The sequence below is a fragment of the Desulfonatronum thiosulfatophilum genome, assembly GCF_900104215.1.
In the GTDB taxonomy this organism is placed as follows: domain Bacteria; phylum Desulfobacterota; class Desulfovibrionia; order Desulfovibrionales; family Desulfonatronaceae; genus Desulfonatronum; species Desulfonatronum thiosulfatophilum.
Map to the genome: position 1 here is coordinate 57,280 of NZ_FMXO01000014.1, position 11,800 is coordinate 69,079.

Annotated in this window: 14 protein-coding genes; 1 reads left to right on the forward strand and 13 read right to left on the reverse strand. The window is 57.8% G+C overall.

Annotated features, from left to right (window positions below):
- From BLP93_RS12235 to BLP93_RS12285, 11 genes are all read right to left on the reverse strand, one after another.
- Entirely contained in the window at positions 1-672 is a 672-nt protein-coding gene (locus BLP93_RS12235; protein WP_092122064.1) for a riboflavin synthase, read from the reverse strand.
- Positions 672-1,853: a bifunctional diaminohydroxyphosphoribosylaminopyrimidine deaminase/5-amino-6-(5-phosphoribosylamino)uracil reductase RibD gene (gene ribD / locus BLP93_RS12240; RefSeq protein WP_244148743.1), complete on the reverse strand. Its 1,182-nt coding sequence runs from the start codon at positions 1,851-1,853 to the stop codon at positions 672-674. The genes BLP93_RS12235 and ribD overlap by 1 nt, the downstream gene beginning before the upstream one ends.
- Complete coding sequence (locus BLP93_RS12245) at positions 1,831-2,277, reverse strand: deoxycytidylate deaminase (protein WP_092122067.1); 447 nt, start codon at positions 2,275-2,277, stop codon at positions 1,831-1,833. Before BLP93_RS12245 ends, ribD begins: the two co-directional genes overlap by 23 nt.
- A gap of 79 nt (positions 2,278-2,356) precedes the next feature.
- A complete protein-coding gene (glyA, locus tag BLP93_RS12250; RefSeq protein WP_092122070.1) occupies positions 2,357-3,601 on the reverse strand; it encodes a serine hydroxymethyltransferase in 1,245 nt (414 codons plus the stop codon).
- A 98-nt stretch (positions 3,602-3,699) separates the two neighbouring features.
- Entirely contained in the window at positions 3,700-4,944 is a 1,245-nt protein-coding gene (gene fabF / locus BLP93_RS12255) for a beta-ketoacyl-ACP synthase II (RefSeq protein WP_092122073.1), read from the reverse strand.
- 106 nt (positions 4,945-5,050) lie between these two features.
- On the reverse strand, positions 5,051-5,284 hold the full coding sequence (acpP, locus tag BLP93_RS12260) for an acyl carrier protein (RefSeq protein ID WP_092122076.1): 234 nt from the start codon (positions 5,282-5,284) through the stop codon (positions 5,051-5,053).
- A 118-nt stretch (positions 5,285-5,402) separates the two neighbouring features.
- Positions 5,403-6,146, reverse strand: a complete 744-nt coding sequence (gene fabG / locus BLP93_RS12265) for a 3-oxoacyl-[acyl-carrier-protein] reductase (protein WP_092122079.1) — start codon at positions 6,144-6,146, stop codon at positions 5,403-5,405.
- A 94-nt stretch (positions 6,147-6,240) separates the two neighbouring features.
- Positions 6,241-7,224, reverse strand: coding sequence for a beta-ketoacyl-ACP synthase III (locus tag BLP93_RS12270; RefSeq protein WP_244148744.1), 984 nt, complete (start codon positions 7,222-7,224; stop codon positions 6,241-6,243).
- A 126-nt stretch (positions 7,225-7,350) separates the two neighbouring features.
- A complete protein-coding gene (plsX, locus tag BLP93_RS12275) occupies positions 7,351-8,460 on the reverse strand; it encodes a phosphate acyltransferase PlsX (RefSeq protein ID WP_092122085.1) in 1,110 nt (369 codons plus the stop codon).
- On the reverse strand, positions 8,447-8,638 hold the full coding sequence (rpmF, locus tag BLP93_RS12280) for a 50S ribosomal protein L32 (protein ID WP_092122088.1): 192 nt from the start codon (positions 8,636-8,638) through the stop codon (positions 8,447-8,449). The genes plsX and rpmF overlap by 14 nt, the downstream gene beginning before the upstream one ends.
- Positions 8,639-8,684: 46 nt before the next feature.
- On the reverse strand, positions 8,685-9,206 hold the full coding sequence (locus BLP93_RS12285) for a YceD family protein (RefSeq protein ID WP_161946322.1): 522 nt from the start codon (positions 9,204-9,206) through the stop codon (positions 8,685-8,687).
- 217 nt (positions 9,207-9,423) lie between these two features.
- Here BLP93_RS12285 and rpmB point away from each other — a divergent pair, with 217 nt between their 5' ends.
- A complete protein-coding gene (rpmB, locus tag BLP93_RS12290) occupies positions 9,424-9,636 on the forward strand; it encodes a 50S ribosomal protein L28 (RefSeq protein ID WP_092122094.1) in 213 nt (70 codons plus the stop codon).
- A 243-nt stretch (positions 9,637-9,879) separates the two neighbouring features.
- Here the strand turns inward: rpmB and gltX are convergent, their stop codons facing one another.
- Entirely contained in the window at positions 9,880-11,292 is a 1,413-nt protein-coding gene (gene gltX, locus BLP93_RS12295; RefSeq protein ID WP_092122097.1) for a glutamate--tRNA ligase, read from the reverse strand.
- Positions 11,293-11,434: 142 nt separating this feature from the next.
- A complete protein-coding gene (locus tag BLP93_RS12300; protein WP_092122100.1) occupies positions 11,435-11,656 on the reverse strand; it encodes a NifU family protein in 222 nt (73 codons plus the stop codon).
- Positions 11,657-11,800: the final 144 nt, after the last annotated feature.

The following is an 11,800-nucleotide window of genomic DNA, read 5'->3' on the forward strand; positions in this document are numbered from 1 at the left end:
TTAAAATCCATGTTCGCGCAGAAACGCCTCACTGATGCCGTGGTCCGAGGATTTTTTCGCCTCGGTCCAGGGCCCCACCATGCGTTGCACGTACTTCCCGATCAGGTCGGTTTCCATATTCACATCCCGGCCGGGCTGCCACTCGGCAATAGTGGTGTTACGCCATGTTTCCGGGATAATGTTCACTTCCAGAAAATTGTCTCCGCAACTGTTGACCGTCAGGCTGATTCCGTCCAGGGTCACGGAGCCTTTCGGTACGACGAGCGTTGCGAACTCCGAGGGGAATAAAATCTTGAACCACCGGGACTGACCAACCTGGCGCATTTCCCCGACCTGCGCCAGACAATCCACATGTCCGCTGACCAAGTGGCCGCCGAGACGGTCTCCCAGCGCCAAAGCCCGCTCCAGGTTGACGCGCATTCCCGGTTTTAATTTACCCAGGTTGGTCAGCTTCAGGGTCTCACCGGAGGCATACACGGCAAACCGGTCGGCACTGAAGGATTCCACGGTCAGGCAAACGCCGTTGATCGCGATGCTCTCGCCACGTACGTACCCCTGCATGGGCGTATCCGGCGAAATTTCCAGACGGGTTTCCCGTTCCCGGGCCGAAGAGGCGCCCTGCCCCATCACGCCGAGCACCCTGCCTGGGCCTTGAATCAAGCCTGTGAACATCAGCTTCGCTCCTTGTCTTCAGCCTTGCCCGCAGCCATATCATCCGGGCGCAAAACCAGCAGAAGATCATTCTCAAGCCGGCGCACCCGGGCTGTTCGCCAATGCCGGGCTCCGTTCATCCGCTCCACCGTGGAACCGGAAAGCATGGACACGGCCTGGGCGTCGCCAAGGGTTTTGGGCGCGAGAAACAGCCACCACTCGCCCACCAAATTTTCGGAGACCAGATGCTGGGCCAATCCGCCGCCTCCCTCGCAAAGGACATCCATCACGCCCAGCTCGGATCGCAGCCGGACAAGACCTGACCGGAGATCGACGAGATCGCCGGTCCCTGCCCCCCAGACCCGGACGCCAAGCTCGCGCAAGTCGTCCGCCCGGGCGCTGGACGCTGTTTCGACGGTTGTCAGAAAAATTGTTTCCATGGGGCGTTCGCGCAGGAGGAACAGGTCGGCGCCCGGTTCAGGCAGACTGGACCCGACCACCACGGCCAGGGGCTGGAATCTTGAGCTTTGCGGTGCAGCGCCGGAAACTCCGCGGCAGGTCAGCCTGGGATTGTCCACGCGCAATGTTCCGGCCCCCACCATCACGGCTTGGGCCCGTCCGCGCAGTTCATGGACCATTGCCCTGGAGACGGCGTTGGTGATCCATTGGGAATCCCCGGAACGTGCGGCAATACGTCCGTCCAGGGTCGCGGCCAGCTTTAAATAGAGGTAGGGGCAGGGAGTGTGCACCCAGGTCAGAAAATCGGCAATCAGATCTTCGCAGGCCGTTTCGGCGATGCCGGTCACGACCTGCACGCCATGATCGAGTAGAAAGGCGATCCCGCCTCCCACCACGCGCGGATTCGGGTCCGTCGCCCCCACCACGACACGGGAGACGCCGGCTTGGATAATGGCCTGAGTACAAGGGGGGGTGCGCCCGGTATGATTGCAGGGCTCCAACGTCACCCAAAGGATGCATTCGCGAGGGTCCACGCCGCGTTCTCTTGCGTCGCGCAGGGCTTCCACTTCGGCATGGGCCTGACCTGGGCCGTGATGATAGCCCTTTGCAACGATCTGACCATCTCGGGTCAGGACGGCTCCGACGCAAGGGTTGGGAACGGTCAGCCCCTTGCCCAGCTCTGCCAGAGCAACAGCCTCCAGCATGATCGCTTCAGCGTTGTCAGGAAGCGGAAAGCTGTTCAAAGCGCACTCCTGCTTCGCGCAGCATGTTCACGGCCAGTTCGTCCGGATAACCTTGCTCGAAAAAAATGGCCCCGATGCCGCAATTGATGAGCATTTTCGTGCAGATCAGACAGGGTTGCGTGGTGCAGAAGAGTTGGGCGCCGGACAGGCGAATGCCGTACATGGCGGCCTGGATGATCACGTTCTGCTCGGCATGCAACCCGCGGCAGAGTTCGTGGCGTTGCCCCGAAGGTATGCCCATTTGTTCGCGCAGGCATCCGATATCCAGGCAATGGTCCAGACCGGCCGCCGCACCGTTGTATCCCGTGGCCAATATCCGCTTGTCCTGCACGGCAACAGCGCCGACCCGGCGCCGCAAACAGGTGGAGCGTTCAGCCACGAGTCTGGCGATGCCCATGAAATAGTCCGGCCAAGGCAGACGCATTACGGACGAGTTTCCAGTCTGTTCACAATAGTGCAGAGCCTCCGCGGATTTCTCAAAAGATCCTGAAACTCATCCGTTATCAGGCCACAAACAGCGGAAAGCGACCGGCAAAGGCCTGGACGTCGGCTTTGATCCGCTGCAGTTCGCTTTCATTGTCGCGGTGCTCCAGCGCGGCCACGATCCATTCAACCACGGTCGCCATGTGCTCCTCGGTCATCCCCCTCGTGGTCAGAGCCGGCGTTCCCAGTCGGATGCCTGACGTCACGAACGGAGAGCGGGTTTCAAAGGGCACGGTGTTCTTGTTCACGGTAATTCCGGCCTTGTCCAGGGCGATCTCCGCGTCCTTGCCCGTGATGTCCTTGGACGTCAAATCCACCAGCATCAGGTGGTTGTCCGTGCCGCCGGAGACCAGGGAAAAACCGGCGTCGACCAGTGTCTTGGCCATGACCTGGGCGTTCTTGATCACCTGCTGCTGATAGCGGACGAAGCTTGGCTGCAAGGCTTCCCCGAAGGCCACGGCCTTGGACGCGATGACGTGCATCAGGGGGCCTCCCTGGATTCCGGGGAAAATCTGGGAGTTGAGCATCTTGCCGAACTCCTCGGTGGACAGGATCATCCCCCCGCGAGGTCCGCGCAGGGTCTTGTGAGTGGTCGTGGTGATGAAATGGGCGCTGCCTACGGGCGAAGGATGCAAATCCGCGGCGATCAAGCCGGCGATATGGGCCATATCCACCATCAGCTTGGCCCCGACTTCGTCGGCGATCTCCCTGAATTTGGGAAAATCAATGGTCCGCGAATAGGCGCTGGCTCCTGCCACAATCAGTTTGGGCTTGTGCTCCCGGGCCATGGCCAGGACCTGATCATAATCTATAACGCCGGTATCCTTGTGCACCCCGTAGAAAACCACCTTGTACAACTTGCCGGAAAAATTGACCGGGCTGCCGTGGGTCAGGTGACCGCCGTGGGAGAGATCCATGCCCAGGATCACATCCCCGGGATTCAGGGCTCCGAAATAGACCGCCATGTTGGCCTGGGAGCCGGAGTGCGGCTGGACATTGGCGTATTCGGCCTTGAACAGCTTCTTAGCCCGGTCCTGGGCCAGGGTTTCGGCCATATCGACATACTCGCAACCGCCGTAATACCGTTTCCCCGGATAGCCCTCCGCGTATTTGTGCGTCAGGACGCTGCCCATGGCCATGCGCACGGACGGCGAGGTAAAGTTCTCCGAAGCGATCAGCTCCAGCTTGTTCAGTTGTCGCTGCTCTTCAAGATAAATGACTTCAGCAATGTCCGGGTCGTGGCGACGGAGGTCGTCGAGGTTCATGTGGTCTCCGGGAGTATTTTTCTGTTAGGCAATGAATTGTATAAACGAGATGAAGCTTGCTGAATACGTAAATGCCGAAGCCTTTCAATCAACAATCGTCATCCTTCCCAGCGCTTGAACATAATGGTGGCGTTGGTCCCGCCGAAGCCGAAGGAATTGCACAGCACGTATCGGACTTGCGCTTTTCGGGAACCGTCCGTGACGTAATCCAGGTCGCATTCCGGATCAGGCTCGACCATGTTGATGGTTCCGGGGATCACCCCATGGTGCAGGGTCATCACGGAAAAAACGCTCTCCACGCCGCCGGCGGCTCCGAGAAGGTGGCCGATCATGGACTTGTTGGCCGTGATGGGAATGGACGAGGCATGTTTGCCGAAAACCGTCTTGATGGCGCGGGTTTCCGTGATGTCGTTCAGCTTGGTGGAAGTGCCGTGGGCATTGATATGGTCCAATTCCTCGGGTGGAATTCCGGCTTCATCCAGAGCGGCCCGCATGGCCAGGGCCATGCCCTCGCCGTCCTCATGGGGAGCGGTAATGTGATAGGCGTCCGATGAAGCCCCGTAGCCCACGACCTCGGCCAGGATCGTCGCCCCTCTGGCCTTGGCGTGTTCCAGCGTCTCCAAAAGCAATAGTCCGCAGCCCTCGCCCATCACGAAACCGTCTCGATTGTTTTCAAAGGGACGAGATGCGGTCAGGGGATCGTCGTTGCGGGTGGAAAGGGCGCGCAGTGCATTAAATCCGGCCAGAGCCAATGGCGTCAGGCTGGCTTCGGTGCCGCCGCAGATGGCGACATCGGCCCGGCCGAGCAGCAGTTCGGAGTAGGCGGTTCCGATGGCGTGCAGCCCCGAGGCGCAGGCCGAAGTGGTCACGACGTTGTTGCCCTTGGCGCCGGTGAAAATGGAGACCTGACCGGAAGCCATGTTGGCGATCAGGGAGGGGATGAAGAACGGAGAAACCTTGCGCGGCCCGCCACTGAGCATCAGAGTTTGGGAACGCTCCAGGGCGTCGAGTCCACCGATGCCGCATCCGATGATCACCGCGGTCCGGTGGGCAAGATCCGCCGGGATCTCCCAGCGGGCGTTCTCCAGAAGCATTTTCGCGCCTGCCACGGCAAACTGGGCAAAGAGTTCCATGCGGCGAGTCTGCTTGACGGGCATGTATTTTTCCGGATCGAAGCCTTTGACTTCTCCGGAAATCTTGGTTGCATGCTCCTGAACATCGAAACGAGTCATCGGTCCTATCCCCGATTCCCCCTTCAGCAGCCTCTCCCAACTTGTTTGAAGATCCACCCCCAAGGGAGTGAGTGCCGACAGACCGGTTACCACAATTTGTTTTTTGGACATCGCTTCCACCTTACGGGTGAGGACGGGAAAAAAACGAGCGTCTCGTGATCATGCGACATGGATCACAAGACGCCCGGAACATATGCGAGAACCCTCGAAATCGAAATTATCCGATCTTGGATTGAATATATGCCAAAGCGTCTTTGACCTTGGTCATCTTCTGGGCATCTTCATCCTCGATCTCAACGCCGAACTCTTCTTCCATGGCCATGATCAATTCCGTCAGATCCAGAGAATCCGCGCCCAGGTCATCGACAAAGGAAGCATCCGGCGTAACCTGATCAGCGGAAACGCCAAGTTGATCAACGACGATTTTCTTAACTTTTTCTTCCAGTGACATGCTAATCTCCTCTCATGTGAAATAAGTAGATGGGTTATTGTTGCAAAAGCATTCAGGCAGCGATTTCAGCTATCGTTCGATGACGAACATCCCGTTCGTCCCGCGGCACAAGGCCGGACTACATGTACAATCCGCCGGTCACGCCAATCACCTGCCCGGTGATGTAGCTGGCGCTCTCGGTTGCCAGAAAGGCAACCGTTTCCGCGATTTCCTCGGCCTGACCGAAACGGCGGGCAGGAATGCGATCCATGTATACTTTTTGAATATCCTCGGACAAGCCGGCGGTCATGTCCGTATCGATGAATCCGGGCGCCACGGCATTGACCGTGATTCCCCGCGAGGCCAGTTCCAGAGCCGCTGATTTGGTCAACCCGATCAATCCGGCCTTGGAGGCGGCGTAATTGGCCTGCCCGGCATTGCCCATCTGTCCGACCACGGAGGAAATGTTAATGATCCGGCCATAGCGTTGGCGAATCATGACCTTGGCCGCTTCCTGCAGACAAACGAAACTTCCGGTCAGGTTGACGCGCATAACCGCATCCCAATCCTCCGGCTTCATGCGAATGATCAGGTTGTCCTTGGTCAATCCGGCATTGTTCACCAGAACCTCAAGGCGGACCTTGTCCTTGACGTGCTCCTTGAAATAAGCCGTGACGGCGGCCGCATCTCCCACATCCAGCCGGAAAGCCGCGGCGTTGCCACCACGGGAGACAATCATGTCCCGCACTGCTTCGGCCAGTTCCGGCTTGCTGACATAGGTCAGATAGACCTGGTATCCATCCTGCGCCAAACGCAGCGCAATGGATCTGCCGATCCCTCTGGAAGCACCGGTGACCAGGGCGGTTTTCATCATTTCACTCATGTGATTCATCCGGTAGGTAATGTTTTGGATTGATACGACGCATGCATGCCGGCAACTGAACGAATGGCTCAGAAATGCTCTCGAATGCAGATTGTCAGAACTGCAGCAAGGCCGCGGCCCAGTTCAGTCCTCCCCCAAAAGAGGTCAACATAACTTTGCTTCCAGGTGGAATCAATCCCTTATGTCTGGCTTCGGCCATGGCGATGGGAATGGATGCCGCTGAAGTGTTTCCGTACTTCTCGATGTTCACGAAAACTTTTTCCATTGGAAGATCCATCTTTTTTGCCAGGGATTCGATAATCCGGATATTGGCCTGGTGCGGAATGACCAGGTCGATGTCCGAAGGATGCAAGCCGTTTCTAACCAGAATCTGATTGGCGATACTCGCCATGGACCGGACCGCGTGTTTGAAAATTTCGCGTCCTTGCATCTGGACGAAAAAATCCTCACCTGTCGGCTCACCAAACTTGAGCGGCGCGGCGGAACCGCCGCCATGAACCACCAGCAATTCGCTCTGCGAACTATCGCCGTCCAGGATAACATCGACAATCATGCCGCTCCCGGGACGGGGTTGGGAAGTGACCACGGCCGCTCCGGCGCCGTCGCCGAAAAGAACACATGTTCCGCGATCCTGCCAGTTCAATCGCGAAGTGACCACCTCGCTGCCCACGACAAGGATAACGGCTTCCGGATGCAGCGTGACCATGGCCCGTGCGGTTTCCAAGGCAAACAAAAAACCGGAGCAGGCCGCGGAAACATCCATGGCCATGCCGTGCGGAATTCCCAGTATACGACGAACGTAAGCGGCCGAGGAAGGAATGTAGCCGTCCGGGGTAAAGGTGCCCAAAATCACATGCGTGACCTGATCCGCGGACAGGCCGCTGTCAGCCAGGGCCAGTTCGGCTGCCCTGGCGCCCAGAACGGAACAGGACTCATCAGGGCCGGCGATGCGCCGTTCTTGAATCCCGGTCCGACTGACGATCCATTCGTCCGTGGTATCGACAAATTGCTGGATTTCCAGATTGGTCATCACCCGCTCGGGAACGAAGGCCCCAGTTCCGACAATATGAATCGGCATATTCGTATCCATTTGGGTAATCAGTAGTGTTTGTTTAAGACGGGCATACTGCGGATGCGCACCGGCCAGGGTTCTCCCCGTAAATGGCGCCGCATGCTGAACGAAAATACATGATGCCGCTCCACGTCAAGGATTGGCCAGGTTGGCTGCATCAATATCGAGCGGATCGTCAAGTTTTTTGACTGCTGAAGCCGAAGATGACTGAACGCTTCGCCTGTATTGGACAAGATCCCGGTTTACACTCAGTTCCTGCAGCAGGTGGTCGTTAGAGCGGTTCTTGACGAAGGTGGCGGCCATGTGAATCGCATTGTTCAGAGCTTTGGCATTGGACGCTCCGTGACAGACGATGCCGATGCCTTTCAAACCCAGTAAGGGAGCGCCGCCATATTCGGCATAATCGATACGTCGCGAAAAGCGGCGCAAGGCGCCCTTTGAGAACAAAGTACCGCACCTGGACCAGAAACCGGCCAGCAGTTCACGCTTCAACAAGCGCCCCAGGGACAGAGCCAACCCTTCGCTGAGTTTGAGAACGACGTTGCCGACAAACCCATCGCAGACCACAACGTCGACATCGCCGGTGAACACGTCGCGCCCTTCAACATTGCCTTTGAAATTCAAGGAGGACTTGCGCAACATGTCATATGCCAGCTTGACCTGATAATTTCCCTTGCCCTCCTCCTCACCGATGCTCATCAAGCCGATCCGGGGCTTGGCCACGCCGAGCACGCTCCGCGCCAGAACATCGGCCATCAAGGCGAACTGAACAAGGTTGTGCGGTTTGCAGTCCACGTTGGCGCCGACGTCGATGAGCACCATGGGCTTTTTTTCCGTGGGCAGAATCCCGGCCAGCGCCGGCCGGTCAATGCCCTCGATCCGCCCCAGGGTGAACATTCCGCAGGCCAGGGTTGCCCCGGAATTGCCTGCGCTGACCACCCCATCCGCCCGCCCTTCTTTGACTAGGCGAAAGGCAATCTGAATGGAACTGCTTTTCTTGCGGCGCAAGGCATCCGAAGGCTTGTCCTGCATTTCAATGACCTGCTCGGCATGCACGATTTCCACATCGGCATCCCTCGCGTTCGCGGCCTCAAGTTCCGCCCTGATCTCGGCCTCCCGCCCGACGAGAATCACTTTCAATTCATCGGAACGCAAGGCATCCAGGGCGCCGCGAACCACCACGGAGGGACCAAAGTCCCCACCCATGGCATCTATGGCGATGCAGGGCTTATTTTTCTGCATCCGGCTCTTTTACCGCAATGCGCTGCGTTCCCTTGTACGAGCCGCACGCGGAACAAATCCTGTGAGATAGCGCCAATTCACCGCACTCGCAGTAAATGGGATTGGGGATTGCCACGCTGTCATGGGAACGGCGCATGCCTCGTTTGGAACGGGAAGTTTTCTTTTTGGGAAGTGCCATGATGTATCCTTCACAAGTGGGTCAAGGTGGATAAAAGACAAAAAGGTCAGGAGAGTTTCATCGATCGAAAAACCGCCAGCCGTGCATCAGGTTCGGGCTTGTCGCAGTCACAGGTTTGCAAATTGGCGTTCACGCCGCATGTGACACACACGCCCCGGCAGAGCACCTTGCACAGGGGTTTCTCCGGCAGGGCCAACTGGAACTGCTCCCAAAGAAAACCTGCCGCATTCAAGTAGTTCAGGCCATCCTTGGCGACAATCCACCAGACGTCCTCCTGCCTGGCCTCATCGCCGGGATATGCCTCGAATTCCTGAAAATGGACGTCCAGGGCATATTCGAATTCCTCGACGCAACGATCGCAAGCCATGACCAGCGCACCGCGAATCGTGCCCTCAATAAGGCAACCATCCGGATGGGGCTGGATCCGCATCTCCGCGGTCAAGGGAGCGGCAATGCGTATCGGAAGCTGAAACTCAGCAATGGGATCGGACCAGATGCGTTGTTCACCAAAAGAAAACTCCCGGCCGTCAACCGGGAGATTCGAGGTCTCGATAAGCAGTTCAATCATTTCTCTCTCCCAAAAAGGACTCAGTATCCCTTCCTTGCTTTGGATGTCAAGAAAACTCTTGCCAAAAAAAAGGAGTCCGGCTAATACATTCGATTCTGTTTTTGTGAATGCGGCAAAGTAATGCAGCGGCATTCCACGGCGACATCCGCTTTGCCGACGCCCTTTCTTGAGCTTCATTCTGCATTGAGCACTTGTCAACCATTTGAGGAGAAATATCATGTCCAAGGTTTGCGACATCTGCGGGAAACGTCCCCATACCGGCAACAACGTCAGCCATGCCAACAACAAGAGCAAGCGGCGCTTCCTGCCCAATCTCCAGCAGGTTCGCGCGGAAATGCCCAACGGCGAAACCAAGCGGTTGAAAGTGTGCACCAGGTGCATCCGCTCCGATGCGGTGACCAAGCCCACGGCCAAAGCCGTCGCGGCATAATCGTAGCGACAGTCAGCGACATTTTTTGTCTAAAAATCGCTGAAGATGAACCAGAGGGATCACGGGGCAGGCAGGAAAGCATCATCTGGGGAGAACCGTCCTTCTCGCCTGCTCAGTAGCTGATCATCCTGAGCGGTCTTTTTACATGTCCCTGCAATAATTATTTTCCTTGCAAAAGGGGCGATCTGATCGCCCCTTTTGCTTTCCTGTTGATCTCGATCAGCACTTCCCGTGCTGTGCGAACTACTCTCCGGCGATCTGCTCCTCCGCTCTGGCCAGACGACGGAGCACGCGCTCCCTTCCCAGCACTTCCATCGTTTCGAACAATCCCGGACTTTTGGTTCTGCCGGTCAAGGCCACACGCAAAGGCTGGGCCAAAACCTTGAACGCCAGGCCCTGCTCCTCGAGGTACGTTTTAAACGAGGCTTCCAGCTCCTGTTGACCGAATGTGGAGACTGCCTCGAGCAGGCGGCGCAAATCCCCGAACCGGCCTTTAATCTCGGGGGTCAGGAACTTCTTTGCCGCTGCCTCGTCCATCGGCAGGTCCCGATCATCGACCACGAAAAACGACGCCATCTCGGCCATCTCGACCATGGTTCCGGCCCTGGGCTGCAATAGCGGCACAATGGCCTGCAAATACTCCTGATCCGCTCCTCCGATTCCCTGCTCTCCCAGATGCGTTGCCAACAGTCCGGCCAGGCGGCTCGCCGGCTCGTTCTTGATGTAATGGTTGTTCAGCCAAAGCAGCTTGCTTTGATCAAACACGCACGCCGCTGACCCCAGATGGTCCAGGCTGAAATGCTCGACCAGTTCGGACATGGAGAAGATTTCCTGGTCTCCGTGGGACCAGCCCAGGCGCACCAGGTAGTTGACCATGGCTTCGGGCAGATAGCCCATCTCGCGGTAGACGGTCACGGAGGTGGCCCCGTGGCGCTTGCTCAGCTTCTTTTTGTCCGGCCCCAGGATCATGGGCACATGGCCGAACTCCGGCAGTTCCCGCCCCAAAGCCTCGTAGAGCAGAACCTGCTTGGGCGTGTTGCTGAGATGGTCGTCCCCCCGAATGACATGGGTCATGCCCATGGTCACGTCATCCACCACTACGGCCAGATTGTACGTTGGCATGCCGTCCAGCCGGCGCAGGATCATGTCGTCGAGCTGGGTGTTGGGGACGCTGACCGGCCCTTTGACAAGGTCCCGGAACTGGGTCTCGCCGCTGAGCGGGGTTTTAAATCGAACCACCTGGCCGGGACCGGCCGCCAGACCTTTTTCACGGCACCGGCCATTATACTTGGGCACTGCCCCCGTGGCCCGGGCCTCGTTGCGCATCGCCTCCACCTCTTCCGGCGTGCAGGAGCAGTTGTAGGCATGCCCGGTCTGCAGGAGTTGATCGATGTACTGGTTGTACAAGTCCACCCTGCGGCTTTGAAAGTACGGCCCCTCATCCCAGTCCAGTCCCAGCCACTGCATCCCGTCCAGGATGCCCTGGGTCATTTCATCGGTGGATCTGGCCACGTCCGTATCCTCGATCCGCAATATGAACTTGCCCCCATTCTTGCGTGCCCACAGCCAGTTGAACAAGGCCGTGCGGGCTCCGCCCACATGCAAGTGCCCGGTAGGGCTGGGCGGGAAACGTGTGACAACCTGTACCTGTGACATTTCACAACTCCTTGATGATTACTGAATGGAATGAAAGCGATAGCAAGCAGACCCTGAACATGATCCAAAGTCGCCGTAGCGGGGACACGAAAGAAAAAGCGGGCCAGGGCCCGCTCTCAAGAGTTTGTGTATTCACAGATTTTTATGCCGCCCGGACCGAATGGATTTCCGGCAACTCCTTGAGAATGGTCTTCTCCACGGCATTTTTCAACGTCACCTGGGACATGGGGCATCCTTTGCAGGCTCCTGTCAGACGTACGGTGACCACACCGTCGTCCGTCACGTCCACCAGTTCGACGTTGCCGCCGTCACGCTGCAGATACGGCCGGACCTTGTCCAGAACCTGCTCCACTTTTTCGCGCATGTTGACTGCTCCCTTCTGAAGACACCGCAGTCTTGCGACCACCGGATGTGCCGGAAGTAGTGACTTTGACCAGCCATGTCAAACGCAGCATGCTTCGACAAAGCTGTTCCGGCGGCAACGCTGTCCTCTCCGCGCCCGGGTGAC

Coding starts and splice junctions, on each gene's coding strand:
- acpP (WP_092122076.1), bottom strand. CDS start 5,284: ATGTCACTGGAAGAAAAAGTTAAGAAAATCGTCGTTGATCAACTTGGC.
- BLP93_RS12300 (WP_092122100.1), bottom strand. CDS start 11,656: ATGCGCGAAAAAGTGGAGCAGGTTCTGGACAAGGTCCGGCCGTATCTG.
- BLP93_RS12235 (WP_092122064.1), bottom strand. CDS start 672: ATGTTCACAGGCTTGATTCAAGGCCCAGGCAGGGTGCTCGGCGTGATG.
- fabF (WP_092122073.1), bottom strand. CDS start 4,944: ATGTCCAAAAAACAAATTGTGGTAACCGGTCTGTCGGCACTCACTCCC.
- gltX (WP_092122097.1), bottom strand. CDS start 11,292: ATGTCACAGGTACAGGTTGTCACACGTTTCCCGCCCAGCCCTACCGGG.
- plsX (WP_092122085.1), bottom strand. CDS start 8,460: ATGCAGAAAAATAAGCCCTGCATCGCCATAGATGCCATGGGTGGGGAC.
- rpmF (WP_092122088.1), bottom strand. CDS start 8,638: ATGGCACTTCCCAAAAAGAAAACTTCCCGTTCCAAACGAGGCATGCGC.
- BLP93_RS12245 (WP_092122067.1), bottom strand. CDS start 2,277: ATGCGTCTGCCTTGGCCGGACTATTTCATGGGCATCGCCAGACTCGTG.
- rpmB (WP_092122094.1), top strand. CDS start 9,424: ATGTCCAAGGTTTGCGACATCTGCGGGAAACGTCCCCATACCGGCAAC.
- BLP93_RS12285 (WP_161946322.1), bottom strand. CDS start 9,206: ATGATTGAACTGCTTATCGAGACCTCGAATCTCCCGGTTGACGGCCGG.
- glyA (WP_092122070.1), bottom strand. CDS start 3,601: ATGAACCTCGACGACCTCCGTCGCCACGACCCGGACATTGCTGAAGTC.
- BLP93_RS12270 (WP_244148744.1), bottom strand. CDS start 7,224: ATGCCGATTCATATTGTCGGAACTGGGGCCTTCGTTCCCGAGCGGGTG.
- fabG (WP_092122079.1), bottom strand. CDS start 6,146: ATGAGTGAAATGATGAAAACCGCCCTGGTCACCGGTGCTTCCAGAGGG.